The sequence below is a fragment of the Enterococcus sp. 2G9_DIV0600 genome, from assembly GCF_002140615.1.
GTDB classification, from domain to species: Bacteria; Bacillota; Bacilli; order Lactobacillales; family Enterococcaceae; genus Enterococcus_D; species Enterococcus_D innesii.
In genome coordinates, this window is the sequence record NZ_NGLL01000001.1 from 2,417,021 (window position 1) to 2,443,412 (window position 26,392).

At 39.1% G+C, this 26,392-nt stretch carries 31 protein-coding genes, 1 tRNA gene and 1 pseudogene; 1 reads left to right on the forward strand and 32 read right to left on the reverse strand.

Annotated features, from left to right (window positions below; genetic code table 11):
- From A5870_RS17370 to A5870_RS11550, 3 genes are all read right to left on the reverse strand, one after another.
- Positions 1-391 (reverse strand): hypothetical protein (locus A5870_RS17370; RefSeq protein ID WP_176277852.1); only part of this gene is annotated, 391 nt, incomplete at its 3' end.
- Positions 392-412: 21 nt separating this feature from the next.
- Complete coding sequence (locus A5870_RS11545; protein WP_086292931.1) at positions 413-1,474, reverse strand: nucleoid-associated protein; 1,062 nt, start codon at positions 1,472-1,474, stop codon at positions 413-415.
- A gap of 467 nt (positions 1,475-1,941) precedes the next feature.
- The gene (locus tag A5870_RS11550; RefSeq protein WP_086292933.1) at positions 1,942-2,745 is read right to left on the reverse strand and encodes a C40 family peptidase; all 804 of its coding nucleotides are present in this window, start codon (positions 2,743-2,745) and stop codon (positions 1,942-1,944) included.
- A gap of 89 nt (positions 2,746-2,834) precedes the next feature.
- On the opposite strand from A5870_RS11550, the gene A5870_RS11555 reads away from it, so the two are divergent.
- On the forward strand, positions 2,835-3,095 hold the full coding sequence (locus A5870_RS11555; RefSeq protein WP_086292935.1) for a hypothetical protein: 261 nt from the start codon (positions 2,835-2,837) through the stop codon (positions 3,093-3,095).
- Positions 3,096-3,272: 177 nt separating this feature from the next.
- Here the strand turns inward: A5870_RS11555 and A5870_RS11560 are convergent, their stop codons facing one another.
- The 29 genes and pseudogenes from A5870_RS11560 to A5870_RS11685 all read right to left on the reverse strand — a co-directional run bounded on the left by A5870_RS11560 (position 3,273) and on the right by A5870_RS11685 (position 26,364).
- A complete protein-coding gene (locus A5870_RS11560) occupies positions 3,273-3,590 on the reverse strand; it encodes a phage holin family protein (protein WP_086292937.1) in 318 nt (105 codons plus the stop codon).
- 2 nt (positions 3,591-3,592) lie between these two features.
- Positions 3,593-3,886: a hypothetical protein gene (locus tag A5870_RS11565; RefSeq protein WP_010749285.1), complete on the reverse strand. Its 294-nt coding sequence runs from the start codon at positions 3,884-3,886 to the stop codon at positions 3,593-3,595.
- 67 nt (positions 3,887-3,953) lie between these two features.
- A complete protein-coding gene (locus A5870_RS17375; RefSeq protein ID WP_170924037.1) occupies positions 3,954-4,097 on the reverse strand; it encodes a CD1375 family protein in 144 nt (47 codons plus the stop codon).
- 23 nt (positions 4,098-4,120) lie between these two features.
- Entirely contained in the window at positions 4,121-4,396 is a 276-nt protein-coding gene (locus tag A5870_RS11570; protein ID WP_086292939.1) for a hypothetical protein, read from the reverse strand.
- Between the two features lie 12 nt (positions 4,397-4,408).
- Positions 4,409-6,802, reverse strand: a pseudogene (locus tag A5870_RS11575) (hypothetical protein); the annotation flags it as partial.
- 27 nt (positions 6,803-6,829) lie between these two features.
- On the reverse strand, positions 6,830-6,982 hold the full coding sequence (locus A5870_RS17380) for a hypothetical protein (protein WP_155642943.1): 153 nt from the start codon (positions 6,980-6,982) through the stop codon (positions 6,830-6,832).
- A complete protein-coding gene (locus A5870_RS11580) occupies positions 6,979-8,094 on the reverse strand; it encodes a hypothetical protein (RefSeq protein WP_086292942.1) in 1,116 nt (371 codons plus the stop codon). The genes A5870_RS17380 and A5870_RS11580 overlap by 4 nt, the downstream gene beginning before the upstream one ends.
- A gap of 13 nt (positions 8,095-8,107) precedes the next feature.
- Entirely contained in the window at positions 8,108-8,431 is a 324-nt protein-coding gene (locus A5870_RS11585) for a hypothetical protein (protein WP_086292944.1), read from the reverse strand.
- Positions 8,432-8,442: 11 nt separating this feature from the next.
- On the reverse strand, positions 8,443-11,034 hold the full coding sequence (locus A5870_RS11590; protein WP_086292946.1) for a metallophosphoesterase: 2,592 nt from the start codon (positions 11,032-11,034) through the stop codon (positions 8,443-8,445).
- Positions 11,031-12,524 (reverse strand): distal tail protein Dit, encoded by a 1,494-nt coding sequence (locus A5870_RS11595; RefSeq protein WP_086292948.1) that lies wholly within the window; start codon positions 12,522-12,524, stop codon positions 11,031-11,033. The genes A5870_RS11590 and A5870_RS11595 overlap by 4 nt, the downstream gene beginning before the upstream one ends.
- Positions 12,514-14,982, reverse strand: coding sequence for a phage tail protein (locus A5870_RS11600; RefSeq protein ID WP_086292950.1), 2,469 nt, complete (start codon positions 14,980-14,982; stop codon positions 12,514-12,516). The genes A5870_RS11595 and A5870_RS11600 overlap by 11 nt, the downstream gene beginning before the upstream one ends.
- Positions 14,975-15,541 (reverse strand): Gp15 family bacteriophage protein, encoded by a 567-nt coding sequence (locus A5870_RS11605; protein ID WP_086292952.1) that lies wholly within the window; start codon positions 15,539-15,541, stop codon positions 14,975-14,977. The genes A5870_RS11600 and A5870_RS11605 overlap by 8 nt, the downstream gene beginning before the upstream one ends.
- A gap of 9 nt (positions 15,542-15,550) precedes the next feature.
- Positions 15,551-15,994 (reverse strand): hypothetical protein, encoded by a 444-nt coding sequence (locus A5870_RS11610; RefSeq protein ID WP_086292954.1) that lies wholly within the window; start codon positions 15,992-15,994, stop codon positions 15,551-15,553.
- 45 nt (positions 15,995-16,039) lie between these two features.
- Entirely contained in the window at positions 16,040-16,504 is a 465-nt protein-coding gene (locus tag A5870_RS11615; protein ID WP_086292956.1) for a phage tail tube protein, read from the reverse strand.
- Entirely contained in the window at positions 16,504-16,911 is a 408-nt protein-coding gene (locus tag A5870_RS11620) for a minor capsid protein (protein WP_086292958.1), read from the reverse strand. The genes A5870_RS11615 and A5870_RS11620 overlap by 1 nt, the downstream gene beginning before the upstream one ends.
- Positions 16,911-17,243, reverse strand: coding sequence for a minor capsid protein (locus A5870_RS11625; protein WP_086292960.1), 333 nt, complete (start codon positions 17,241-17,243; stop codon positions 16,911-16,913). Before A5870_RS11625 ends, A5870_RS11620 begins: the two co-directional genes overlap by 1 nt.
- Positions 17,243-17,581, reverse strand: a complete 339-nt coding sequence (locus A5870_RS11630) for a putative minor capsid protein (protein ID WP_170924074.1) — start codon at positions 17,579-17,581, stop codon at positions 17,243-17,245. The genes A5870_RS11625 and A5870_RS11630 overlap by 1 nt, the downstream gene beginning before the upstream one ends.
- Positions 17,581-17,970, reverse strand: a complete 390-nt coding sequence (locus A5870_RS11635; protein ID WP_086292964.1) for a hypothetical protein — start codon at positions 17,968-17,970, stop codon at positions 17,581-17,583. The genes A5870_RS11630 and A5870_RS11635 overlap by 1 nt, the downstream gene beginning before the upstream one ends.
- 27 nt (positions 17,971-17,997) lie before the next feature.
- Positions 17,998-18,156, reverse strand: a complete 159-nt coding sequence (locus tag A5870_RS17385) for a hypothetical protein (RefSeq protein ID WP_170924073.1) — start codon at positions 18,154-18,156, stop codon at positions 17,998-18,000.
- A gap of 9 nt (positions 18,157-18,165) precedes the next feature.
- Entirely contained in the window at positions 18,166-19,050 is an 885-nt protein-coding gene (locus tag A5870_RS11640) for a capsid protein (protein WP_086292965.1), read from the reverse strand.
- A 14-nt stretch (positions 19,051-19,064) separates the two neighbouring features.
- Positions 19,065-19,628 carry a phage scaffolding protein gene (locus A5870_RS11645; RefSeq protein WP_086292967.1) on the reverse strand — a complete coding sequence of 188 codons (564 nt, stop codon included), beginning with the start codon at positions 19,626-19,628 and terminating at the stop codon, positions 19,065-19,067.
- Positions 19,629-19,908: 280 nt separating this feature from the next.
- Positions 19,909-21,057 (reverse strand): phage minor capsid protein, encoded by a 1,149-nt coding sequence (locus A5870_RS11650; RefSeq protein WP_086292969.1) that lies wholly within the window; start codon positions 21,055-21,057, stop codon positions 19,909-19,911.
- Positions 21,058-21,061: 4 nt separating this feature from the next.
- Entirely contained in the window at positions 21,062-22,570 is a 1,509-nt protein-coding gene (locus A5870_RS11655; protein ID WP_086292971.1) for a phage portal protein, read from the reverse strand.
- Positions 22,571-22,581: 11 nt separating this feature from the next.
- A complete protein-coding gene (locus A5870_RS11660) occupies positions 22,582-23,895 on the reverse strand; it encodes a PBSX family phage terminase large subunit (protein WP_086292973.1) in 1,314 nt (437 codons plus the stop codon).
- Positions 23,888-24,643, reverse strand: coding sequence for a phage terminase small subunit (gene terS / locus A5870_RS11665; RefSeq protein ID WP_242596075.1), 756 nt, complete (start codon positions 24,641-24,643; stop codon positions 23,888-23,890). Before terS ends, A5870_RS11660 begins: the two co-directional genes overlap by 8 nt.
- A gap of 122 nt (positions 24,644-24,765) precedes the next feature.
- Positions 24,766-24,839 (reverse strand) — tRNA-Pro (locus A5870_RS11670).
- Positions 24,840-25,068: 229 nt separating this feature from the next.
- Entirely contained in the window at positions 25,069-25,485 is a 417-nt protein-coding gene (locus A5870_RS11675; RefSeq protein ID WP_016608639.1) for an ArpU family phage packaging/lysis transcriptional regulator, read from the reverse strand.
- Between the two features lie 281 nt (positions 25,486-25,766).
- Positions 25,767-25,958: a hypothetical protein gene (locus A5870_RS11680; protein WP_086292975.1), complete on the reverse strand. Its 192-nt coding sequence runs from the start codon at positions 25,956-25,958 to the stop codon at positions 25,767-25,769.
- Positions 25,948-26,364: a YopX family protein gene (locus tag A5870_RS11685; RefSeq protein ID WP_086292977.1), complete on the reverse strand. Its 417-nt coding sequence runs from the start codon at positions 26,362-26,364 to the stop codon at positions 25,948-25,950. The genes A5870_RS11680 and A5870_RS11685 overlap by 11 nt, the downstream gene beginning before the upstream one ends.
- Positions 26,365-26,392: the final 28 nt, after the last annotated feature.

Sequence of the window (26,392 nt, forward strand, 5' to 3'; positions counted from 1 at the left end):
CTAGTGAATATAAGAAATCTTCCAATGTAGTAAATAGGTACTTGTTTACTAACTTATATTCTTCAATAAACACATCTTTTTTAATTGTTGTAGTAACTAATACCTCATCATTTTTTGTTTTATAAGTTTTTCCATTTAAATATTTTAAATCACTTAGTGATTTTATATCATCGTCTATATCTCCATTAATAACAAATTTTGATTTTAGATGGGTTGATTCAGGAATTTTGTTTAGGAAACTATCATCAATATTACAGAGTTTTAAGCTCTCCACAAATCTGAAATTAGAGTGGGTTTCTGAGACCGTTAATTTTATATGAGAAATTTCTTCATATGCTGTTTTATATTCAGTAATAAACTTGATAACTTGGTTTTGACTATAAGTTCCCATCTCAGTCCCTCCCATTTCGCTTTATTTTATTTCATCCATACCTGCATCCGGGTATACTGTTAAAATAAATGTTCCATCATCTAAAAATCTTTTTTGATATAAATCTGCTTCTGCATCTGCTGCAATCTCTACTTTGATAGATCTATCATTTGATTGATAGACGGAATTATTAATTTTTTCGACGACAGGAGTAAATCCTGTTACTTCTCCAGGATATTTTTTCAATAAAGAATTTTGTATATTTAAACATAGATTATCTAAATCTTGATCCTGATTATTTTCAGGCAACAAATCTCTCAACAAAGGAGGAAAATCCTCTTCGAGAGTGAAATGAGCGCCAGTAGATAACCTTCTCTTGAATCTTTTATTAAACTCCATAAAACTTTCTGGAGGTAATTCCTCTTTTAGTATGCGAACTAATTCTTTTTGATAAGCCACAGTAAGATTATCATCTGTGGGCAATATTTTTGAGTCTAAAAAAGTATCTAGGAAAAACTTTGCGCCTTCATCATTGCTTTTTTGGCGGTCCAATACAAATAAGTGAGTATCATTTTCGACATAATCATCTTTGCATATAATAAATGCAGCCTTATGCAGCCTTTCTCTTTTAGAAGGTAGCATATCTTCTCTTACTTGGATAGTAAGATCATCCAATACTTCTATGCCTGAATCTGGATCCATCTTGATAAGCCCAATGAAATTTTGTCCATCTATAGAATATAAAATTACAAATAACGAACCATCACTTTTTGATGATGAATTTTTCATTATTCTTGCTAATTTTCTAGTAATCTCTTTTGACTCATTAATAAAAACATCATCAAAGTTTATAGGATCTTCCATATTAGAAATAATATTCACAATCCTATTTTTTATTGTCCTTGCCTGATCATCTAGATTTGAGAATTGACATTTCTTAACAAAACCATTTCCCCTTGATCTTTCAATATGGGTAATAAAAAAATCTAAAGCTTCTTCTTTATTTTCTAGAGTTTCTATATTGATACATGTTTCACTTAAAATCGGCAATCCGTCATTAATATTTAACTTGTGCGCTATCATTTTTGAAATTTCAATTGGCATAAGATCCCTACTTTCGATTTTTATCTGCTAATTAAATTAAACCAAAAGGAAGTCTCAAAAACAAGCGTTTTCTAAGACTTCCTATAGCAGATATAATCGTATGAGGATTATATAGAAATTATACCAAACGTCAGTTCTTATTTCAACAACAAACAACCCACTCTCGGGTAGAGTGGGCGCAGAAATGAAAAAAAGATAGCCTTTGAAAAGGCTGTCACTATTCTATAATTTATCTTAATTTAATTCAAATAAAATATTTCAGACGATTTTCTAATCAATAATATCTATTAAATAAAAATGATGCTAAAATAAAGAAGAAGAGTATTAGGCACACTTCCCCAAGCTTCCACCGCCTAATACTCTTCATTGACGATTTAATGTCGCCACAAAAATTCTACATTAGAAGCATCTTTAAAGCAAGGAAAGAGAATGCTCTATGTACAAGCCCGTCGAAGCGGGCTATTTTTTTACCACGGCAACTTATTATTGTTCAGTGCTCGCTGCAATGCTCGAACCATATCGGATTTTGGACTGATAACACCGTCCACCGTCGTTCCTAATGCTTTTTGCATCGCTTTGATTGTTGCTTCACCACATAGACCATCAATTGCACCAGAATAATATCCTTTAGCTTTAAGGCCCATCTGGATTGCACGAATCACGTCGGATCCAATCAAAGTAGTATCAAATTCTGCGGAATAGATATTTTTATTGTATTTTTGCTTGTATTGATGACTAATCACTTTATCTCTAGTTGTATTGTAGTATTCTTGCAAACGTAGAGTAACTAGTGGTCCCCATTGGCCATCGATTGCCAATTTAATCATTTGTGCACTGTTATCAGTGTTTACATCAGCATTACCACTTGCAACAATTCGATAGAAATGATGCGTTAACCGTGTGCTCATGTAAGAATCGTGGCTGTCTGTGTGAATGCCGTTCCAGTAATAGCTGCAATGAATAAAACTCTTGTTGCTCAAAAAGATACCGGTATGACCTTCTGAGCCATGGGAACTGCCAGGAGTACCAGCGATAAAGATATCCCCTCTTCTCACTTCTGCACGACTAATTTTTTTGAGCACTGTTCCATTCATGGCAAATAATGTTTCTGTGTTGCCCATTGATCCTTTTGGCAGGTAACCTCCTGCGATCAACGAGAAGAACACAGCGCTAGAACAATCGTAGCTTGTTGGTCCAAGACGATTTCCCATGTCATAGGTGACTCGCCCTTCCTTGCTTGTCATCCATGAAATCATGTTTTCGATACTCATTTCATTTTCTCCTTTTATTGCTAATTTTTGATATACTCTCCTTATCAGTGAGTGGTCCACTGAAATAACTGATAAGGAGGTAGAAATATATGGATTCTAGAAAAATAACTACTGAGCCAATTGAATTAAAGGATCTTATGGCCTTAGCAAGCTTCAAAACACTAAGCAATTTCGATACATCTTCAATAGCTTATCGTTCAGATGATGTCGAGCCGCTACTTGAAGATGTTTCAAATGAGTTTATGATTCAATTCAAAGAAAATCTAAAAGAATATTTTGAAACTCAAAAGAAATTACTTATAACTGAAGCATTGTTCGACCAAACTCAATTCCATAAATCTGAAGACTAAGCTCTAATCGCCCCTTGTTGTTTTCGACAACTTGATCGTTTTGCTTTTGATATTTATTAAAGCCAAAACCTTTTGCTGACCATTCCCATACTCCTGTTTTCATGGGAATGGTTATCTTATTTTGTTTGCTTTCCATGTTCATCTTCCTTTCTGTGTAAAAAAAGAGCAGCCAAACGGCTACTCCTTCTTGTCGGTAAACTCCTGTCCATCACCATAATCTGGTTTCTGATCACCACTACTTAAATTTAAAAGTTGTACAAACAATTGATGCATCCCCGTCGAGGCAATACCACTTACAGCACCGTAAACAACTGCTTCAACAGTTAATCCATTGATGATTGCCCCTAGAATCGCTCCTAAGACAATAACAATCAATGGAATATAGCCATTGGCCACTGCCGCAAACACTGGCGTTGACTTGATCAAATACCCCACTACCAAACACGCTACTACGATCACCGGTACTAAATATTCTTGCAAGAAATTCAAATCCATTTTTACTTCCCTCTTTCTTTCCATAAAGACTTTAATTGTTCCCCATGCTCAATCAATCGATCATTGTGTTTATCCAAGCGCTCATCATGTCGCTTCAACTCATCATGAATTGCAACACGATCAGACTTACTGGCTTCTAAATCTCTAGTTAATAAATCAAGATTATGAGCTAGTTTGGTTAGATTATCTGCAATTTTTGTAAAATTGGACATAACTGGTTTGATTACAAATGCCAGCATCCCGACAATCGTCATGATCCAACCCGCCCAAGTTGCTAACTCCCCTACGTTTAACATATGCCACCTACTTTCCTAAAATAAAAGCAACCGACCATTAAGCCGATTGCTCCTGCTACTACGTATCCTATTCTTTTGTTCCTTCTGGCTTTTTTGCTTCGCCAACAATTTTTGCAACATCTTCACGCAAAATCTCCGGAACGCTCTCGATTGTGCGTTTTCCTTCAATCACGTGAGTTGCATATAACATTTTTAACGCTGAAAATTCCATCGGTCACCCCTCCTTTTAATTTATTACCCTAACATCGTATCCGACAACATTAACAAGGCTTCTTCTGCCATTTCTTGACGCTGTTTCAACTCTGCATTTTCTTGTTGCAACAATTCGATTTCCGTCGGTGTACGTGGGGTATTTTCGTCAATAATCGTTTGAATAAAATCCCCCATTTTTTCAGGATTATCTTCAAATTCATCTGCTAAAACACTCAGAAATAATTGTTCAAGTTCTTCATCCATTCCGTTACCATCAATACATTTATCAATGTATTGACGTTTGAATTCATCTAACAAAAAAACACCTCCTTACAAGTCTCCTGCAGTATAGGTACAAGCAATATTTAACCAGGAACCAGCACCACAGTCTTTATAATCATATCTATAGTTATTAGCAGATCCTGTATCACCACGATAACGGCCAAATAGCAACTGACCGTTAGGTTGTACTGTTAATAAATAAATATTCGCACCTGTACCTTGAACAATTGTATTGATTGGATTTACAGGCCTAGCCCATACTGGAACGGTTCCCATTACTAGGCCTTCTTCCCCGCTTGCTATTAAGTTTACATTTCTAAATGCACCGCGAAGTTGGACGATACGACCATTTCGAGAAGCTTGGGGTTTATGTTCATCACTAGCTGAATAATGCTTAAATTGGCTAGCATTACTTTCTGTTATAGCCGTTTCAGGCTTTTTCATTAAGTCTTGATAGGCCAATGCTACACGGTCAGTAGCCGAACCATATAGTGTATCTACCAATTGCAATCCATACTCACCAAAACTAGCCCAGCGTTGACGTGTCATCGTACCAGAAGAATTATAATCCCATCTGTTTTGATTAAACCCTTGTTCGTCATACGTTGATAGTTTACGTGATTGCTTAACACCATCTGTACTACGTATTTCAGCATCAAATTGCAACATACCTTCTTGTAATATCCCCGTACCAATTTTTCTTGTTTGTACACCGCCACTGTAATCAGCATCTGTGCGGTCAAAAGTTGTTTTAAAGACGCTACCTGTGATAGTCCCACCCGAAACAGTTCCTAATACAGCTGATAATGCAGCTAAGTTCGTTGCTGATATATTCTCAGCAGTAAAAACGTACAAACTCCAAGCTGAACCAGTCCAGCGATAGGTGGCACCGATAATATAGCCACTCGCTCCGGTATTTTGCCAAAGCATCCCAACATAAGGATTTGTAGGTACTGTTGCTTGACTGATGATGCCAGTCGGATCACCTTTTTCACCTTGCTTAGCCACAGTATATGAAGTGTTTGTTGTATTATCTGTGAAAGTTAATACTGTCCTTGTCCATAAAAAGCTTCCAGCAGCAACCGCAGGGATTGATGTACTCCACCCACTACTAGGCGCTGTTGTACCACTAGTAGAACTAGCAAAATTAATAGTTGTACTTTTAATCCCATTGCCTGTTGCTCCTGTCGATCCAGTAGAACCTGTTTCCCCCTTTGCTCCCATCTTACCCACAGAATATGCAGTTGAATTTGTATTGTCAGAGTAAGTAATAACAATTTTTGTCCAAAGGTACTGATTCTCAGAAACGCTAGGTATTGAAGTACTCCATGTTCCTGTAGGCGGTGTTGTGCCAGATGTACCAGCCTGATAGGTAGTAGTGCTGGACACGATCCCTTTTCCATCAGTTCCGTTTGTTCCGGCCGGCCCTGTAGCCCCTTGCTTGTTCTTCACGACAATCATTATCTTTTGAATTGTCACAGCTTTGTACACTGCTTGGTATGTTGCCGTTCCAACATCGGCCGACAAAGCAGTAACTGTATAACGACCAGCCGAGTTAATGGTGCTGGTCATTCCCGTTTCGGAAACTTTCGAATACGTTACGCCAGATGAGAGTTTTGTCTGACCTTCATAAACAACAAAGTCTCCTACTGCTTTTGAGAAATCTGTTACGGATCCTGCTGCAGTTGCAGGCACGATAATAGAATCATTTGAAAGATACCCACTGATGACTTCTTTTGCATCTTGTCCGTTTGCTCCGTCTTCTCCATCCTTACCATCTTGACCTGACTCACCTAAAATTCTTTGCCATGTGTATTTGCTGGGATCTTCGCTGTCCGTAGGTTCGTAATCGGTATAGGTTCCGACATACGTAGGGTAGGCGTTGGCAAAGTCTTCGCTTGGTTTCGGCGTCCAAATGGTGGCTGTGTCGCTACTTGCTTCAATTTTAGCATGCCACGCGATAAACTCTTGGACGTCGGCTGCATTAAGTCGCTGAACTACGAACTGCATAGCTGCCGTTCCTGCGGTTCCCATAGGGTTAAAAATAACTCGTGTAGTGGTTCCAGCTGGCACGTCGATCGCTTGGCCTAGGTTGTTATTAAGTCTAACCAGCGTCGTACCAGTATTCTTAATGTAAATACTGTGGACGTACTTTACGCCGGCGTCTACTAGACGGTTAGCCCGTAAAACACCAGCTACACCGCCACCAGTCCCGCCGGATATCGTATGCTTAACGGCGTCAGTGGCGCCCCATTCTGGTACGGCGGTATTTTCGACTATGTCAACCGTCGAACCTAAATAGCTTAATACTTTAGGGCTTTTTGAATTGGCAAGCAAGTTTTCGCCAGGGTACGAGGTTGTAAAGCGATCCGTACCGTCAGCACTCCAAGCATAAGCAGTGTGTGTATATGATGGCTTACCATCGTCTACGTTCGTTATAGTGATCTCGCCACGTGAAACTGTAGCCATCTAATCACCCTCTTCTTTAATTTCCTCAAAGGATTCGATATACGTATCCATGCCATACTTAGTCCACAAATATTCAATAGGATTTCCATCTGTGCTAAATTCAACCTTTGTCCGTTCGGTATTTAAAATGATATAAGCAGTGTAGTTCGTCATTTGTTTTCTACCTCCACTTTAAACGTTGTTGTATTGTCTACATCAGCACTTCCAACTGACAACGATTTTCCAGTTTTATATGGATTGCTCGTGCCGCCGAAGTTTGGCACCATTGCATTGTTCTGCCATTTAGACCATTTATAGGCATAGCCTGTACCGCCCGAATCGATTTCATCACCATTTTGATACAATCGCGCATTCAAAGTGGTAGACCCTACGCCATTCTTTAGGATATTCCCACCCGTGGACTCGATAATCACCATGATCGGGTCATCCATATCCATCAAAGTTGCATACTGCTTCATCTTAGTTCCAGAAGTTCCACCAGCGTTATCTGTGACGACACACAAGAATGTTTGGCCATTTGTTACCGCATCTGGATAGACCGTCAGTACCCCTTGAGTTGTGACTGCAACATCAAATCCCGAACTTGCTACTGCACCCGATGTTCCGGTTGTCGCTGTAATTTTTCGCCAACCAACTCCAGCATCAGAATCTTGAGATGTTGTAACGCTTGAATCTGCCGCGAACCATTTATATTTTCGAGATCCACTACTTAAATCACCATCTTTATAAACATCAGCCGTTAGCTTCAAACTCGCAGGTGTATTGTTCCGGAAGTAATCCCCATTGGGTGCACTCAAAACTGCTACCACTGCAGCTTTAGCTAACTGAATAAGAGTGATGTCGATCGTCGCTTGGAAAGTAATTGGCAGCGAAGTATCTGGGTCTGTGTATGTTCCTTCGACTGTCCAACGTACGGCATTATTTGTTGTCGGAACGTTTACTTTTGTTGTTAACACACTGTTTGATGTGCCGCTCTTATACTCACTATCAGTATTTGTTGTAGAAGTTATTTCGGTAGTTGTTGCTCCTACTGTCTTTTTCCATTTAACACCTGATACAGCAGAACCAATCAAGCTTCCTGTGCTCCCTGCTTTTGTTAAGTTAAGCGTTAAAACTTGTCCAGATGATCCAAAATTGGGTGAATATGCGTTAGTCGTATTATTGTATGTCTGAGTTGTTGTTTGACTTGCTGAGATCCACGCATTTAGTGCGGGCGCATCATATAAGTCAATAATTGTAATTTGACCGCTTGAAATTGTTGCCATTATTCCATCTCCTTTATATTTCGACGATATCGCAGCCGAAAGTTGCGCGTTTATTGACATCATCTATCCCAATCGTTACGCTTTTTACTCCACTAGCATGCATTGCATTCCACGTATCGTCCGGTGTTCCGTCAGCATTTGTTTTGGTCCATCTAAATTGATTTGCATCTAATAAATCAGTAACGTTCTCATCGCCCCTAAAAACAACGGCGTGAATGATAGTTGATATCACTCCATTCTTAAAAAGCAGACCATTGGAGGATAGGAGTTCGACGTTGTATGGACTTTCGCCATTTACAACCTTGACTAAACTTATTTCGTCTTGTACTACGGGCATTACCCCACCTCCTAATAATCAAATGACCGATCGGTGCCTTTGCCAAAGCGAATCAAATCGACATGCCTTGTTTTTGTGTTCAATACGATCACATCCCATAAATCTTCTTCTAAAACCCCTAGCGGTCTGTCCCCTTGGTCTTTCTTCGGACGGCTCACAGAACAGCCGATAGAGTAGTTCACTGTTCCGTTAGTATCTTTACTGATTCGATCGTTGTGCATGTGTCCATGCGCTAAAAAAGCAAGCGTTCCTTTATGACCCTCAAAGTCACAAGAAATACTTGCTGTGAAGTCTGTATTTGCATTGTATTTCCGACTGTACGTACCACCAGTAACAAAGCTATCAATGATTCCATCAATCATTTCGTAGTTATATGCGTAATAATCCATATCTGTTTTATAACGTTTGCCAAACGGATAATGTTGATATATGGATACAGTCGTATCAGTTGGGGTGTCTTTCAACACATCATATAGCCATTTTATTTGGGCTTGACGATAGCCAGATACGTTGATATCAATATATTTTGCAAAGCCATCGTCATCTAAACTAATAGGTACATCCTGTGCATTTAGTATAATCACTCTATTTTTCTTATCAGGCACATCGTAGTAATAATACCCCTTCTTATCGAGAGGGTTTTCTACTATATCGAAGATCGTGCTTGGTCTTGTAGCAATTTGGTACATCTCTTCATGTGTGATCACTTGGCGAAGTTTGCCGTGCAGTGAGGTCATTGCAGTTTTAGGCTGGTAATTCTTCACGGTTTTCGTGATCGAATTCGTAACATTGTCTCCCCATGAATTGTTGCAATGGTTTCCCCAAGTCACAAAGTATGGTGCGTTTGACATCCCCAACGTGCTGACTGCTTCTCGATAATTAGACAGTGCGATATTTTTATTAGCTGTTGATCCATCATGTGTATCGCCGTTTAGAACGACATAATCGACATCTACAAAATTGGTAAATTCAGCAACGTTTTTAATATGGCTATTACTACGTCCATAGTTTTCTAGATCGCCACGCCCTATGGAATCAGTCGCATAATGTGTATCTGATATATGGACGCTAGTGATCGTGTCTTTGGTTTGCAAACGCAAAACCTTGCGGGCCACGTCTCGCAAACCGTTTAAAAAGTAAATAGCTTGAACAAAGTGGTTATCAAATATTGTCAAAACACAACGAATACTGGACACCTCCGTGAAATCATTAGATGTAACTTGTACCGTCGCTCCAGATTGACTATTTAGTTCCTCCCATGCGGTATCGTGGTTGCCAGATCTATCAACTTTGAACCATAAGATATCCTCCGCTGAAACACTGGATGTAATATCCATGCCATCTTTATAGATCGTTGCAGTGATATTTGTTGTTTTTTCTTCCCCCTCAACAAAGCTAACCCCATTATCCGGAATCAACTTGATTAAATACATACTGTTTGGTTTGTTCATTTGCTGCTGCCTTGCCTTGAGATCGCTGCTGATAAGGCTTTTTAGTAATTCGTAATTTCCGATTGTCGCTTTCCTGTCTCTCTTATTACTACCGTTTTGAGAAACTTCCAACACTCTGGCTTTCATCCGGAGAGGCGGATTAGATTCTTCATCAACAAACGTTACATAATCACCAATTTCAAATTCGTCATCTCTGAAAAGAAAATCTACTTCTGCTGAAAAACTTGGTTGACTTCTTTCTTCAAGAATAGATCGTAATTCATTATAATTATCTATTTGTGCAGTACCTGTGCTTGTCGCATATCCTCTTTTAAACCCACTAAATCTTTCTTCGGAAGTATTTCCCAAGCCATAGATAGCATTCGATTCTCTATCATAAATAATCGACTCACCTTTTCGAGTAAAGAACCTTCCGTCTCCAAATCCAAGATCATCGAATCCGTGATTAGTATCTTGTATTGAGGTGATTAAATTATCAATATCAGTCGATCTTTGCCAGCTAATAATATCTTTAGATGAATAAAACACTAACCCGGTATTAGCCGATCCTATTTTAAAATAAATATTGACTTTCTTTCTCACTACTTGTAAATTCTGTAGTTCTATATCAAATGTCATTTCACAATTAAAAGATTGGCATATTTTTTGCAATCTAGCCAAAGGCGTCTCATCAGTGCTAGTATCAACTAAGCGTTTAATGTCTGTTCCTAGTTCATTTACTCCAATCTCCCATCCAGTATCATATAGTTCGCGGTTCACATAATAGTCAACAAACTGTTCACTATTACTCGTGAATATTGTAGCTGAACCGTTTTGCAGTTCTAGACCTAAGTCTACTGCTGAAATGGCACGGCTCTTACCGTCAATATCTACATTTTTTCTGATATACAGACAGACGTCTTTCCCCCTTGCATCCCGAAAGATAACGAAATTGGCTAGATCTATGTTTGAAGACTTATAAGGGGCGTTGGGATCGAAGGTATTTGTCTTGGGACCGGTTTTAGTGTAAATATCCATAGATAATGAGTTGAGCCTTGTCCCATTTTTTAAACCCACGGTATGAATGTCATCCTTAATAACAATTCCTTTGTCGGCTTTAGTATCAATTTTTGCAACAAGTTGAAATTGTCTCGTTAGAAAATAATAAATCATACATATCGCTCCCTTATAGTCAATTCACCAGTAAAGCTTCCGTCAGAAATAGCTACGAATTCTGAAAGACCTTTTTCAGCCCAAAAAGCATCATCGCTTCCTGCCACTCGATACTCTTCTGCTGGAATGCCATTTAGAAAAACATCATTGGTCTCCCCATCTACAAATAGTTGATCTCCTTCATAAAATACACGAGGAACAATATCGTTCCCTTCAGAAATTAATTCAGTTATTCTTGTATGAGTTAACTTCATACTCATAGTTCTAAAATCTCGCCACTGAGAAGCAAAAACATTGATTTGCTTAACTGAAAGCATTGCGACAGCATTGTTTGTCCATTCTCTTGTTTTGGATGACCAAACTTCTTTCCATACGTTATTAATCAATTCTACTCGTACTAGTTTAAAACTAAATTTATTTTTGAACTTTCTCATTTGTATATAGCCAAAGAAGCCACCATTGTATGTTAGTACGCTTTTCGGCAGTGATTCTTCGTGAAATCTGTAATCACCTACAAAGAAGGAAAAAGTGACTTTGTCAGCAACATTTGTGTTGTCTTTCATCTCAAATCCCAAGACAAAATTATTGTCTGCATCCGAATAGTTTATTTCAAAAAGTCCTTGGCAGGAAGGGCGCTGTTTAGCATTCCCCGTAGGCTTAAACTCAATGCGATGATAGACCTCTATATCCTGAAGGGCAATAGTCAATTCTCTAGTTAATGTTGGGCCATGCCAATACCCTTTCTTTGATGTATCAAATGATCCAAAACTTGTCGCAGTAACATCTGTGCTACTCCACGTCCAAGACCCTTCAACTTTAGAAGAATTCTCTCCGTCTTGATAGCGCCATCGAGGTCTTCCCACATTTGTACTCCATAGATTTTTAGTTGCCGATCCCATGTCATCGTTCATGATTTTATTTGACAATTCAACATCTTCATCCTCATTAGGAAGCGAAGTTCCAAACTGAACGATCGATTCGTTACCAACGATACCGATTGACTGAGAATCGCTTTCAAAAAGAATACTTATGTCGATCGGCGTTTTTTCAGTCCCATTGTTTTCAATATTAGACACAATACCTTCGCTGGTTGATTGGAAAGGAAAATGTCGTTGATCAAATGAATGTGCCACACCATCCGGAATAAGGAATTTGATGGATCCCTTTCCTAGAAAGACAATTTCATCAACTGGAATATCCCCATCTGGTATGGCTAGATAATACTTATCTGGTTCATCTTCAAACCACAAAGGCACCGGCTCACTCACGTTCAGAATGTCAGCCAGTGCTCTTTTTTTTGTGATCAAGTCATATCTAAGTACAAAGGGCATCGTGATATAGCCTTCATCTGTTAACGATTCGACTAACCTTCTTTGCCCTATGCCCATGGTAACTAATTCATTGTTTCTGCTTCGACCGATATTTCGTTGAAGTTTGGAGGTGATTCTCAAATAATCATCTAAATCGTGTCCATTAAAATTAGCGTTCATTCAATCGACCTCCTTTGAATAGTGTTTCTAATTCTTCCATTTCGTTTAGTTCATTTTGTAAGGGTTTTGCGATTGCTTTGACAATTTCTCTTTCGCCGATTTTAAACGTAGCTTGAACAGGTCTATTTGCAATCTGTGCAACTAGTCCAGCGATTCCTGAAGTATTACTCGATTGGGAATAATTATTAATGATCTGACTAGCAGCGCTAGTAGCTCCTATGTTTCCAGTTCCCAGTGCTATTTCTGGGGTGATAGTGTTCATCAAGCCACTTGATAGCTTGGACATGGCACCATATGCTGACTTGGCATCGGCTTCGATACCGACCGCTATACCTTGGGGGATGAACTTACCCACTTGATCACGCATCCATCTGGAAGGCGAGTGAATGCCTAAAGCACCAGTAATTTTCTCTTGAATTCCACTTGCAACTTCGGCAATTTTATCCTTAACGGCATTAACCATAGAACCGATACCATTTATTAATCCTTGGATAACATTTTGCCCGATAGTATATAAATCAATATCTCCAATACTTGTAAAAAATCCTTTGATTGCCTCTATTTTTCCAGAAACGATGCCACTCATTGTTTCTAAAACATTAGCTATTGTGTCCTTGATGCCGTTTATAATAGATGAAGTTATTTGTTTAATTCCTTCCCAAACTTGAGACCAATCACCACTAATAGCGCCAGTGATTACTTTTATTACCCCTTGAATCACACCCATAACAGTACTAATTATGGTTTGAATTTGATTCATTACTCCATTTACTACTGCCATAATCGTACTAAGCGTAGATTGAAAAATTGCTTGAATCGCTGCCCATACGACTTGGACTAAAGCCATAATTGCTGATCCCCAAGTATTCCAGAAAATTTGAATTGCGGTAAGTACAACTGTTACAGATAATTGTATAGCCCCTAATGCAATTTGGAAGGCAACTTGAATTGCTCCCCATACCATTTGGACAGTCGTAAGAATCGTTTGCTGATTTTCGTTCCACCACGCTACGACAGACCCCCAAATTTCTTGAATAAAGGCTGCAATAGATGTAATTGCAGGCTGTAAGAATGCAATAATCGCAGTCCAAGCAGCAATGATAGCATTTCTAAATCCTTCATTAGTATTCCATAAGTAAACTACTGCTGCTACAAGAGCGCCGACTGCAGTTATTATCCATCCAACAGGCCCCATGAAACCGAGAATCATGCTTATAGTTGTTTTCAATCCAACAGTTGATAAAACCATAAACGCAGTATTCAAGGCGCCTAAGATTGTTGTAATTGTTGAGAGAATAGACAATCCGGCCATGTATCCTTTGAAAGCCAAGATAGCTCCACCAACAGCGAATACCACAGTTGCCAGATTTTGAAAGACTGATTGATTCTCTTGAATCCATGATGAAACATTGCTCAAACTAGAAATTAAGTCTATAACAGAATCTTTTAATGATTCGAAAGCATCAACTGCAACTTGTTTTATCAGCTCGAAGTTTTCCGCTAATGAATTGCCAGTAAACCTTTGCGAAAGTTCCTCAAACCATGATAGAACTGACTGAATGGTTGGTATAATCAAATCCATGGAATTAATTATTGATGAAAAAGCACTATTTATTAACGCTTTGAGACCATCAATATTTTGTGCGATAGATTTTCCAGTCAGTTTTTGAACTATCTCATCAAATTTTGTGATCATATTTGCCACATTCTTGGCAACGGCATTTCTAAGATTTCCAAATGATGTTGCAATTCCAAGACTGTTTTCTTTAGCAAGGTCTGCTAACATTCCTGTTCCTGTGCCAAGTTCAATCAACTTTCCAGTAAATTGATCGAAGGTGACATTACCCTCTTTTAAAGCAGCGTAAAGATCCCGTTGTGCAGATTTACCAGTAAATCCCATTGCTTCAGCTGTTTTTTGCAATGCTAATGGCATAGTTTCTTGTAGTGTCTTCCAGCTTTCTAAATCAACTGTTCCAGTTGAGAGCATCTGGTTATATTGTTGAGTTCCCCGACTGGCATCGTCAGCACTCGCGCCTGATGCAAGAAAAGCATTGTTTAGTGCCAAAACCGTTTTTGTTGATCTTTTTAAATCACCAGTTATAGCTGTCATTTGTTGCGTGCTAGCAACCACATCATCAAGTTTAGTTGGTAGTCCATCAATACCTTCTGACAAACTATCAATAGATTTCTTTGAATCTGAGGCACTAAATCCTAAGGCGTCCATAACTTTAGGGAATTTTTGCATGGTATCAAATCTACTAATAGCACTATCAAGAGAGCCTTTCAAAACATTTATGGCGGCGCCGGCTACTTTGGCAAGTCCCAATGCTGTTACCATACTTTTGATAGAAGTACCAGCTTTTGAGGATTTGCCTTCTAGTTGATCTAAATCCTTATTTAATACTGATACTTCATTACCGTTGACATCCACTGCGATAACGATTTTTCCGTCAGCCATCTGAAATCACCTCTTTATCTAATGCGTATTTAGCTTGAAGTTCTCTCATACGTTCTCTTTCTTTTGAACTCTCTCCTTTTTTAGGAGTCCAATTACGTATCTGAACAATTTTTGGAAGAATAGTATCATCTGGAAGGCTTTCTAAAATGGCTTGAAATTCTTCCCAATGCATTTTTCCTTGTTCTTCAAATAAATTGATACCAATCTGGCGAAATGATGCGTATATGTACTTAGCGTCTTGGACCAAGTCCATACTTTTTTTTTCGTTTGATTTAGGTGTTGGCATAGGATTGCCCTCAAGATCGTAAACCGGACTGGATCTTTCTCCCAGCTGGATATGTTTTAAAAGAATGACTGTCCAAAGTTCCATCTGTTTATCAAAGCTTAATTCCGTTTCTCCTACTAAGAGACTTAATGCCAGATCAACCTTTTCCAATACCATAAGTGATTTGTCCGATATTGTATCCAAAACATCTAGCACATTGTCGAAAGCCAAATCCAGTGGATAAATAGTCCCCTCAAATTCAATTTCAGTGGTCAATGGGTCATTTAACCGCATTTGAATCACCTACTTTTTGTTCTTTTTATTTTTTAAAGCTTTTTTCTTGATCAGATTCGCTCTTCGTTCGGATAATTTGTCTTCTCGATCTTTCGCATCGTTCTCAAGTGCTTCAGAAACGTTTTCAGCTATGAGATCAAATAAATCGAATAATTGGATCGCATCAGGATGTTCTGAATAAATCTTTTCATATGATCCGTCTCCTAAAAGCGCATCATATTGGATGGTATTCAATTGATTAGAAACGTAGATCAATTCTTTTACATCATCCGAAGTAGCATTCCCTTTATTTTTTGTTAATTTTTCACGTGCATCCATTAGAGGTTGAATCTTTTCTTCAATCTCGTCCTGAACCTCAAAAAATCTTGTTAATTCTTCAACAGATGTACCAAAAAAGAACTCTAATTTTCCAATATTAATCGGAAACCCGGAACGTTTGATTTCAAATTTCATGTGAATTTTCCTCCTAATAAAAAAAGGAGAGCCTTAGCTCCCCTACTACCCTTCCGCAACTGGATCAGTTACAGACGGAGTTGTATCGAATGTGATCGCGCAGCTAAACTCTTCATAATCAGAAGCTTCGCCGGAACCTGCTACGATTTTTTCGCTCAAAGTTCCTACGCCCTCAATTGTTGTACCGTCAGTCTCAATTACTTTATGCCATACTTTTCGATCATCGCCTTTGGCACGCTTTTTGGATTTGACCAATTGTTGCGCTTCTTGATCTGGATCCCAATACCCCGAGAAGTTCCATTTTTCTGTTACTCCAGTAACATCAGTTGAAATTGATCCATCGCCATCATAGTCTGAGTAATCTTCAGTTTGAACATCACCATCATCTTCGATCGATGTCACGTAACGACCAAATTTTTTATAAGCACCTTCAATTGGCTTAGTATCTGGTTTAGTAGGATCAAATTCTGCAACGAAATGTTGTCGTAAGGCGTTCTTTTTTCTAGCCATTAGTTTATTTCCCCCTTAGGATAAGTAGTTAATTTAGCCTTAATATCTACCAAAAAGACATAAATTCCTGTTTCGTCTAACTGATTGATAAAAGGCTTGTTTGTAATGCTGATTGAATCAAAATCAAAAGAGCCATCTGAACTTGCAAGTTCGGATAGCTCTTCTAGATAATTTTGTACCAGCCATAGAGTATTGCTTATTTTCTGCTGATCTTTTGATTTCATTGCAAATTCAAAGTTAAGTTCTTGATCTTTTGTTCCGTCAAAGAATTCCTCTACTACTCGTCCACCAGCTAACGGGAAAAGGACAAAAGCTTCGTCTTTCGGCGGTAAATAACCAAGAAAGCATTTGAGAGGTAAATCGGATACTGTATTAACTGACTCATTTAGTCTTTCAATAAAGTCCATTAAAATCCCGCTCCTTTCTTGAATGCTTCTACCCAGTCACTCATAAAAATTGATTTGGCCTTTTGATCCCATCTAGGACCAGTCCCTGGTGTAGTGTAGTTCCAATTCCCGGGAGCATAATAGTGTCTTCTTGCGTATACAGAAACCCAATTAATAGTGCTACCGTCTGGTGCTACATGACTCATAGCACGCAAATCTCCATCTCTTTCCGGAACAAAATTTTCGTTCATAGTTGAGTGCATCCTCGATGCCATATTGAACTGGCCACGTTCAAAGTTTTCAGCAGATAGCTTTTTTCTAACACCTGTAAGATCCACCTTAATCCCCGGCATCAGACCACCTCCAAACGCCAACCGATTGATTGACCATTCAGAATCAACGGCTTAGAAGTTACAATAGTATAATCCTCACCCTTAAACGAAATTTTCGAGTCTACTTTGAAATTTGGTAATGGTCCACAATATCGATCAGTCATAGTTACTGATGCATTTGGTGCTTTGTCACTAGCATTAATTCCTGATCGCGTGAATTTAGAAGCATAATTAAACCAACAATTTTCAATTTTCCAGTCTTTAGTAATAGGATTTTGCCAATCATCCTCACCGATCACTTCTTTAAAGTTAATCGTATGGCAGAAAGCTTTTTTTGGCGGCAAACGATAATATCCCATCATCCAAGCCCCCTATAAAGTAATCCTGTTCCAGATAGAAACAAAACTGCGTCATCTGAAAGTATCGTTGGTGACTCATTTGCGCCTGTATTGTTATACCGGCTAGCTTCCGTGATACTCATACCGTCTACTGACCAAGATTGTGGACTGTTGATCTCAAGCGAAGTTGTAGCATTGGCTTGATACATGTATTCAACTTGTGCTGCAACCGCCATTTTGAACTTCTTCTGACGAAAAATGATGTCACTATCAAGATTGTTGAGCTGATAGAAGTTCCTTGTCTGCACATCAATCAATGCACATGCTTTTTCAATAAGCTTATCAAAGTCGGTTGGGTCTAAATTAGTGAACTTCATTCCTTGATATTCTTGATACGTTAGATAAGCCATAATCTCCCTCCTTAATAGAGAGGAAGACTATTTCTTGTCTTCCTCAACGCGTTTTAAAAACGTATCGTCAAGGTTCTTAGCAACCTCATCGGCACGTTTCACAGTCATATCAATTAATTTATTTGGTTCGTAGATTTCACGCGTGACCTTATCGCGAAATCGCTTCAATACCTTATATTTCGCCATGATCAATACCTACCCTTCAGGTGTCTCAGCAGGAGCAGTCAATTTAGCTTTAAGGATCGCTTTTTTGTTTTTCTCAGGGATATAGTTTGCGTATTTACCAGCACCTTGTAACGCAACACCGTTGAATGCTTCAGAATCCATCGCACGCGCTACTTCAATACCTACACCAGCCACACCGATTCCGATAGCAGTGAAGTAAGCATGTTCACCAGCGACGAATTGATCATCAGGAAGTTCTTCCAACTCGAAGCCTTTGAAGCGGTACAACGTTTGAGTATCAACATTAGCGGCAGAGTTTTTCGCAGTCGTTGCCAATTTAGAGTCAATCAAGAAGTTGTAGATGTCAGAATTGACATAAGCAACTCGCTGAATTGTAGTCGAAACTTTGTTGTTAACGAACTTTTTATGTGCGTCGGCAAACAACTTTGTAACGCCGTCTTCTGTTAATTCGCCTGTCAATGTTTCACTAGCATTGGCAGAAATAGCTTTTCCTAACCATGTGTTGACATGACCAGCCCAAGCCACGGCATGCAAAGCCAAACGCTCAGCAACGACTTGATCAGGAATATCATTCACGGTAAATTTGTCGATACCTTCATGGATCGCAAGAGGTGCTTCCCAAGGAACAGTCATATCGATAGATTTGACTTCTTTCCGTGGGCCAAAACGATTACTATTGCCTGTACCAGCACCAAAAGCAACATCCGCTTCAGTAGAATATTCTTGGATCGTCACGTCTGTATCTGTGATTTTTAAATCCATAAAGTTCTCGTTGTACTCTGCGTCAGATTTAACTTGCAAAGCACCACCAAAAACACGTAAGAACGGTGTTTTCTTAATAAAAATGTCTGGCAAAATTCCTGCGTAGTTCTTTGTAAAATACTTAATTGTCATGTTTATCTCTCCTGTTAAATGTATTTGCTTGCGGCAGCTTGGAACGCATCAACCTGACCATTTCCGTTGCCGCCCTTTGCATTGCCCCCAACCGCGAAGTTTGGAGTGCTTTGTTCTTGGGCTTCTTCTTGCTGAAACAAGAATGCTTTGCTTTCTTGCAATCCTTTCAGCTGTTCATCAAACCCTTGTAGCTTGCCGTCAACGACTTTGATCGTCTCTTTATCCAACTGAGCAAGGACGATATCATCATCAAGCGCTTGTGCTTCTTTAAGCGCCAATTTGATAGCAAAATCTTTCTGTTGTTCCAAAAGCTGCTTATCAGAATTGGTTTTGGACTCATCGAACTTTGCCTGCAAATCAGCAAGTTGCTGTTCAAGTGCTTCATTACCTTTTGCTGATTCTTTAAGAGCGTCTAATTCTGATTGATTGTCTTTCAGTTCCTTCTGTGCACTATCCCGCTCACTTTCAACGGTAGCTACTTGCGCATTGAGTTGCGTTACGGTCTTTCCATGCAGAGCCATCACTGATTTTGCTGTTTCTTCATCGATTCCTAATGCAATCAAATCTTCTTTTTTCATTTTCTTCCTCCTAAGTGTTTTTAGAGTGGCAACTCCCACTGTGAGCCGACTTTTAGAGACTTTCGAGCAGGTCTAAGACAAAATAAAAAGACGTTAAGCACGTCTTAAGCTAGATATATTGACCACCTTCACTTTCCGCCGTGTCGGCTACTTTACTAAAAGGATAATCTGGCGGTTTTTTCTCATACTTTAATGCTAATCCTATTTGATAAAAGGCTAATAAAACTTCCGTCAGTGGTAAAACATTTCGGTTTTCTTGGTTCTCAATGCTCCCAACTCCTTAATTATAAACTTGCTCACGATCGTATGATCGATGTAGTAAAGTATCATTATCAATGATAAATTGACGTAGAACAGCTTGTCTTGTCCTTACCATGGATTTGAAGTAATCTATGTCCTTAGGTTCATCTAACCACTGTGAGGCTTTAAGCGACTTTTTAGCCATTCTAATTGAACGTTCTAATCTTCTTTGTTTAGCAACAATTTTGGCGTTCTTTTGTGCAACTTCAGGAGAAACAGAATCGGCCATACCAGTATCATTCATAGGTAGTTGAGAATACCATCGATGATTACAATTAATACCGTTACATCCTGCCGGGGTCTTCCATCCGTAGTCATAAACGCTGGGCAAATGTTTGAATTCTTCTGGAGCTTGATTTTTAGGAACCATCAGAACATACTTGCCTTGGATCTTACTACAAGCATCACGTGCTGCTGCATGATGGCTCATAAGCGCTGTAACTATTCCGTATTCGTTGATACCACGCTCTAAGCGCAAATCGTTAAAGACTGTTCCAGTAGTTGATTTGATAACTGTTCTTACATAGGATTCAAGAGACCAAAATTTTCCAGATTTATCCTTTAAACTGACATCTATACCTTTTTGCACCATTTCATATATTGCTCGCTTAAATGACTGCTGAGGCGTTGATAGCCCTCCTATCGTTCTAGCCACGGTGTCGTTTAGAACTTGTTGATAGATTCTTGCAATTGAATTCACTTGATAATTAGTTGATAAAAGAGTTTGATTGATGTGGTTCTCAAAATCAAGCCATTGACTGTCGAAGAGCTGATTTAATATTTGATCCAGATTAGTCCACTCTTTGATAGGCGTTTTGGCTAAGTTTGCAAGCTTCTTATTTTCTTTAAGGTTGTCTTCATAACCTTCTTTAACAATTAATTCTTTTAATTCTTTCTTAGTGATTGATTTAGTTTCCTCAACCAATTCATTAATCGTGTCCCAATTTAGCATTCCTAATTGATCCAACTTCTCAAGGTACCACTGAAAGACTGAGTCCTGTGACAATTCTGTATTAGTTTTGATCATTAATCGATCTACAACGAGTTTCATTAACTCTTCTTCTAATGCGGCATAAGCATCTTGAATAGCAGCGGTCTTAATATCTAATTGTCTTTGAGTGATCGCCATCTAATCACTCCATTTCTTCTGGTAGACCGGCATTGTTCATCATGCCTGATAATTTATCAGCAGAAAGTCGCAATCCTTCCTGGTAAAGCTCCAAGGCTGTTTCTTCTGGTACCTCCAAAATCTTTTCAAATGCTTTGGTAGTCGGATATCCTAAAGCAATCAGTTTTTGATAGAAGGTGAGTTTCTCGTCAGTCGACGTGAAAGCACCATCTTTGAAATCAATAGCGATTTCATCAAACTTAGGTGTTGCGCCACTATAGAGCTTCAACGCTTTTCCTAGCTCACATACAGAAATAACAAGTTCTTTAATAAACTTTTCAACCTCAGTGATTTGCATAGATCTGGTTTGATATGTTTGAGAATTCTCGCTGACCACCTCGGTCGCCGTTTTTGTAGACAACGATCCAGTGCGATCAAAGTTGAATGTTCCGCTAGACAAAGCCGTTTCCATCTCAAGTGTTTTTAAATGGTGATTGATTGCTGCAACGTACTCTGTTGTACGAATGCTCGTTGTAAGGTCTTTGATCGTGTAATCATCCATATTTGATCCCGGAATGATTTGGAAAGTATCCTCTTGATTGTCAAAGAACTGTCTGACCTGTCCTTTTTCATCGAGCCGACTGTTCATCAGCATTTCACTAGCTGCAATCCTACGTCTTCCCCGTCTGATTTCCTGGTCAAACTCATCATATGATCGATTGATACGATCTAGCGTGCGTTTACAATTATCGCAAACCCCTAATCCTAGTGGCGAATAAGGGCTGATATTGTTGAATCCACTTGGTTTCAAATAGCCAAACAGCGGTCTGGATAGATTAATAAATGTTGTTGACTCTTCTAAATCTGGATACAAGTCTGTTACCGGGACTTTAGTGCCTACAATGTCCGATCGTTCTGAACGATATAACTCATTAGAAATTACAAAGTTGCCTTCTACCCACTCGTGGAATTCAATGAGCGTATAAAAAATAGGTTTCTTGTTTTCCACTCTAGATGAGTAAAACGTGAAAGCACCTTCGCTGATATTGTTTGTGTTAGACTGTAAAGGATAAAAGGCATCAGCTAAAGCCCAGGAGAATTCGATTTGGTTTGATCCTTTATCTAGATATGGTCGACACGCCAATCCTCCGAGTGCAAACATTGGTTCAAGGTATTTGCTGAAATTCTTTTTAAAGTCATTGTGTTCGAATACACCGGAAATAAATTCGGCTGCTTCGCCATCAATGTTAATTTCGCATTGCTCGTTAAAGACGACAGTTGCGTACTGATTTGCCACTTTCTTCATCATGTTTATTGATGATAAGTCACGCTCTTGGTTTGATTTGTTGCTGTTCATAAATTTAACCTTGTCGTACTTATCTTCATAACGCCTTAATGAATCTTTGATTCTATTGTATTCGTTTGGATCCATACTTATTTTCGGATGATCTAACACACTATCTAATCGCTGCACAATTCCTATGTTGGCCGCCCCCTTTCTAAATAAATTTTTTATTGACTGAATTAATCCCAAATCCTCACCTCCTAAACTGCAATACCAAGAACAGCTGCATTATCTACACAGAAGTATTCAAAGGCATCACAGGTATGATCATCTTCCTTAATTACAACCGGACTATCTGTATCCGCTGTACCTTCCTTGTACCGGTAATGTTTATGTTCTTCATAAAAAACCTTGTTGTTCTCTGTATCGAGATAATAAAAACGACCTTGGGCAAATAAATTGGTCGCAAAATCAATCATGGTTTGTTTGTCTTTCTTAGCTACTGGATGCCATCTGATTTGATGATCAAGATAATACTGGTTTCTAAGTGCTGCTTCAGCGCTGTCTATCGTTCTGTTAACGACACGAGCATTCTTCCACCGCTCGTCTTTAAGTGTCTTAGAAATGAACTTATGCACCTCTGTTGATAACTGGGAAGGTGCAAGCTTCACGCTCTTTCCAGCTGGTGAATAATAGTAGGTGTCTAGCAGCACGACTTTTTGTTTTGCCGTCAATCCTAAGCAAAGGACTGTTGTTGCTGATTGGGCATGACCACCATCAAGGGAATAAAAAATAGCGGTGACATAATCATCGCTAGGTAAATCAATTATTTTGCGGAATGTTTCTACATTATAAACATTATCTTGGAAGCCTACTGGCAACCCTTCGTATAGATACAAGTAGTAGTCGTAATCGTTCTCTTTGATCCGGTTGATCTCGTCAACCATTTGCTCCGTTACAAAACCTAAAGCATCATCTTTATAGCTTGATGAATGAATCAAGTAGTCCTTATGCCCTTCTAATTCATTGGTCCACTCGTTAATCCAATGATATGGGTTCCTAGGTGGATTGTATGAGTAGAAAAACTGAACTTGCTTTGCATCCACTGGCTTCTGCCGCATAAATGTAGCCTTCATTTGGTCAAATTCTTCTGCACTGTTAAACTCTGCAGCTTCTTCAACCCACACTGCGATGATATTCCCAATGTCATTTGATTTAAGCTTTTGGAAGTCATCTTGTCCATAAAAATAGAACGTAGATCCAGTTTTCTTATGAGTGATTTTAAAAGGAGATACCGTACAAGAGAATTGATCTAGGATAAAGAATTTTCCTAGTGCCCACTGAATCTTTAGAAACACTGAATCACGTATCGTGTTTGCCACCTTACGAATGATTACAACGTTTGCTTTCCTCTTAGTCATAATGTATAGCAACATCATAAAAACAAGCTTAAGCGCAATGACAGACGACTTGAAGCTGTTCCGCCCGCCTCTTAAAATGTTATAAGGCTTCTTGCTGATCCATACTGACTTGAAATGTGGGTTGACCTCCTTTTGAACATCGATCTTATTCATCGGAACCACCCCAAACATCGACAATTACAATGTCACCTCCGCCAGTATTAGTATCATCATTAGTAGTTGATTTGAGTTTGGCGATTTGCGCGTCCATAAGATCAAGTTTCTTCCTACGCTCGTCTTGCTCATCAGCAATGGCTAAGAACTGTTTAATTAGATTAGACAACGTACCCATTGCCCTTGATTGAGCATTTAGGAAACTAGCTTGTTTATCCCATGCATATTGAAATTGGCGTGTAACCTTTGTTTGGACTGATTTGCCTGTTTCTTGGTCAACGAACATCGGATTTACTTCCGCACTGACAACATCTTCTGTATGATCAAATTCACTTTGAACGTTCATGATTTTCTGCGATCGTATGATTGCGGTGTATTGGATCATAATATTGTTCCAAAGGATATCGCTAGGTTCAGATGTATAGATTTCTTGAATGATTTGGCGTGTATCGTCAGGAAGCCAGTTGGCAAACAGCCCATGACTTACAGCATTCTTATTATCAGGCGGAGGCTTACCTCCGGGATTTCCTTTGGCATTTTGATTCCCACGCAGTGAATCGTAACGCTCTTTTTCATTCGGAGCGCTCCGTTTCGTTTCACCATCCCATTTATCCTCTGATTTCCACTTTCGTACAGTAGATGCAGATACACCTAGCTCATCGGCAATATCTTTGAGCGGCTTCTTTTTATTCGATTCTATCCAAATACGATATGCTTCATCTCGCATCGGATTTCTCTGTCTAGCCATCCATTCTCCACCACCTCGCAATCTGTGTTTGTTTTGTAATTCTATGTAAAAAAACAGCCCCGAAGGACTGTTTAGTAGGAAGCACCAAAGATCATGTGAGTAATCTAATTGACAACTCCCAATCAGGAATGCAGGATTTGAACCTGCGCTCTCTACTGCCCAAAAGTAGCGCTCTACCAAACTGAGCCAATTCCTGAAAAAGACGGCTAGCGAATGAAGATAAGGAGTGTGTTCAACTCCATTCATAATAGATTTTTTGTCGCCGTCTTAATTAAATACAGGGCGCTGGGAATAATTTTCAGAAAGGAGGTCTGCCAACGTATCTTAAAGGAGTGCGCCCTGTTATTTACAATAATTGATAATACTATCTTACTATGGATTATTGGCACTAAACCGCCATTATACCGCCAAAAAACCGCCATTTTTCAGCGATAAGCGACAAGCTTGCCACGACGATAACTTTCAGCAAATTCAACCAATGCATCTGATTTCATTCGCTCAATTTGCCGAACTGAATAGCCCATCTCATCTGCGATTCTTAGATTAGAATACTGATCTTGTAAGCAGAAGCTATAATGAAGTATCTGTCTGCTCGTTAGTTTCAATGCCATAAGTGCCACGATTATTGCATCTCTTTCTGTTTCTGCATCCAATCTTTGAATAAAAGCATCCTCGGACTTGTTTCCATTACTAGGTGTTCTAGGCATATCAGTAATAATCGGTGAGCGGACATCGATCTTTGAACGACCTGCAATCCGCTCCAACCGACGGTAGTTCTTCAAAACATATCGTGCATTCTTTCTCGTTTGAGAGAAATCAACTTCTCTTAGTAATAGCATCATTGCTCAATCGCCCCTTTATTTGGTATAATGAAGTTACCTTGGCGGGGACAAAATCATTATTTTGGGGGCATTGGGCAATTGCTTAATGCTTTTTATTTTGCTTTACTTTCGATCTCTTTTAACTGCTCTGTGACGATCACTTCGATGATCAAAGCCATCTTGTTCCATAAAATAGCTTCCTCCATAATCTTGCTCCTTTTTGTCAGTAGCCTTCCCTATCACAACACATAGAAACATAATCACAACAAAAGCCGTTATACCTAGTACTGCAAAAGTCATCTTCATCCCCCTGCTTCCATAGCATCCCTGACTAACGGATCATTGATAATAATCTTGTACTTCATCTGCTCGTGCTGCAGCTGCTGTTCTAGCTTCACGATCTGCTTCTGCTGGTCCACAATTGTATAGGATAGCCAACTTAGACCAGCGATCATCAGTAGCATTATTATGATGATAGAATAACTAGTTTTCATAGGTTTGCTCCAGTAGGTTTGGGTTCTCCCAAACATTGCCGATAACTTCGATTGTCTCGTAATCTCCCCCCATAATTGTAGACAAAACGTTGCTTTCGTAATACCACGAGCTGGGAGCTTCAATATCAAAGGCTGGGTAACCCTCGTCCGCATAATTCTTAACCACACTGGTGTAGCTGTCTTCTTCGTTGCCCCCGTCAGATACTTTTACAACGTCGCCTTCAAAAATATCCACGCCGTTCTTGTCCTTTAAGCCAGTGGATTGCATGAGGTGAAATGATTTGTTTTCTCCGCTGTACTGAAGTAAATCCCCCAATGCTTTGAATTCTCTTAATTCATGCCATTCAACCATGTGAGCAGCTTGTGTTCCAGTATCTTTAAACCAACATCTAAATTTTGGTGCCATTTTATCCCTCCATCCATGATATAATCGC

Bases quoted from the DNA above. Each gene is read 5' to 3' on its own strand.
- A5870_RS11545 (WP_086292931.1), bottom strand. From the start codon at position 1,474: ATGCCAATTGAAATTTCAAAAATGATAGCGCACAAGTTAAATATTAAT.
- A5870_RS11550 (WP_086292933.1), bottom strand. From the start codon at position 2,745: ATGAGTATCGAAAACATGATTTCATGGATGACAAGCAAGGAAGGGCGA.
- A5870_RS11555 (WP_086292935.1), top strand. From the start codon at position 2,835: ATGGATTCTAGAAAAATAACTACTGAGCCAATTGAATTAAAGGATCTT.
- A5870_RS11560 (WP_086292937.1), bottom strand. From the start codon at position 3,590: ATGGATTTGAATTTCTTGCAAGAATATTTAGTACCGGTGATCGTAGTA.
- A5870_RS11565 (WP_010749285.1), bottom strand. From the start codon at position 3,886: ATGTTAAACGTAGGGGAGTTAGCAACTTGGGCGGGTTGGATCATGACG.
- A5870_RS17375 (WP_170924037.1), bottom strand. From the start codon at position 4,097: ATGGAATTTTCAGCGTTAAAAATGTTATATGCAACTCACGTGATTGAA.
- A5870_RS17380 (WP_155642943.1), bottom strand. From the start codon at position 6,982: ATGACGAACTACACTGCTTATATCATTTTAAATACCGAACGGACAAAG.
- A5870_RS11580 (WP_086292942.1), bottom strand. From the start codon at position 8,094: ATGGCAACAATTTCAAGCGGTCAAATTACAATTATTGACTTATATGAT.
- A5870_RS11585 (WP_086292944.1), bottom strand. From the start codon at position 8,431: ATGCCCGTAGTACAAGACGAAATAAGTTTAGTCAAGGTTGTAAATGGC.
- A5870_RS11590 (WP_086292946.1), bottom strand. From the start codon at position 11,034: ATGATTTATTATTTTCTAACGAGACAATTTCAACTTGTTGCAAAAATT.
- A5870_RS11595 (WP_086292948.1), bottom strand. From the start codon at position 12,524: ATGAACGCTAATTTTAATGGACACGATTTAGATGATTATTTGAGAATC.
- A5870_RS11600 (WP_086292950.1), bottom strand. From the start codon at position 14,982: ATGGCTGACGGAAAAATCGTTATCGCAGTGGATGTCAACGGTAATGAA.
- A5870_RS11605 (WP_086292952.1), bottom strand. From the start codon at position 15,541: ATGCGGTTAAATGACCCATTGACCACTGAAATTGAATTTGAGGGGACT.
- A5870_RS11610 (WP_086292954.1), bottom strand. From the start codon at position 15,994: ATGAAATTTGAAATCAAACGTTCCGGGTTTCCGATTAATATTGGAAAA.
- A5870_RS11615 (WP_086292956.1), bottom strand. From the start codon at position 16,504: ATGGCTAGAAAAAAGAACGCCTTACGACAACATTTCGTTGCAGAATTT.
- A5870_RS11620 (WP_086292958.1), bottom strand. From the start codon at position 16,911: ATGGACTTTATTGAAAGACTAAATGAGTCAGTTAATACAGTATCCGAT.
- A5870_RS11625 (WP_086292960.1), bottom strand. From the start codon at position 17,243: ATGCCGGGGATTAAGGTGGATCTTACAGGTGTTAGAAAAAAGCTATCT.
- A5870_RS11630 (WP_170924074.1), bottom strand. From the start codon at position 17,581: ATGGGATATTATCGTTTGCCGCCAAAAAAAGCTTTCTGCCATACGATT.
- A5870_RS11635 (WP_086292964.1), bottom strand. From the start codon at position 17,970: ATGGCTTATCTAACGTATCAAGAATATCAAGGAATGAAGTTCACTAAT.
- A5870_RS17385 (WP_170924073.1), bottom strand. From the start codon at position 18,156: ATGGCGAAATATAAGGTATTGAAGCGATTTCGCGATAAGGTCACGCGT.
- A5870_RS11640 (WP_086292965.1), bottom strand. From the start codon at position 19,050: ATGACAATTAAGTATTTTACAAAGAACTACGCAGGAATTTTGCCAGAC.
- A5870_RS11645 (WP_086292967.1), bottom strand. From the start codon at position 19,628: ATGAAAAAAGAAGATTTGATTGCATTAGGAATCGATGAAGAAACAGCA.
- A5870_RS11650 (WP_086292969.1), bottom strand. From the start codon at position 21,057: ATGGCGATCACTCAAAGACAATTAGATATTAAGACCGCTGCTATTCAA.
- A5870_RS11660 (WP_086292973.1), bottom strand. From the start codon at position 23,895: ATGAATAAGATCGATGTTCAAAAGGAGGTCAACCCACATTTCAAGTCA.
- terS (WP_242596075.1), bottom strand. From the start codon at position 24,643: ATGGCTAGACAGAGAAATCCGATGCGAGATGAAGCATATCGTATTTGG.
- A5870_RS11675 (WP_016608639.1), bottom strand. From the start codon at position 25,485: ATGATGCTATTACTAAGAGAAGTTGATTTCTCTCAAACGAGAAAGAAT.
- A5870_RS11680 (WP_086292975.1), bottom strand. From the start codon at position 25,958: ATGAAAACTAGTTATTCTATCATCATAATAATGCTACTGATGATCGCT.
- A5870_RS11685 (WP_086292977.1), bottom strand. From the start codon at position 26,364: ATGGCACCAAAATTTAGATGTTGGTTTAAAGATACTGGAACACAAGCT.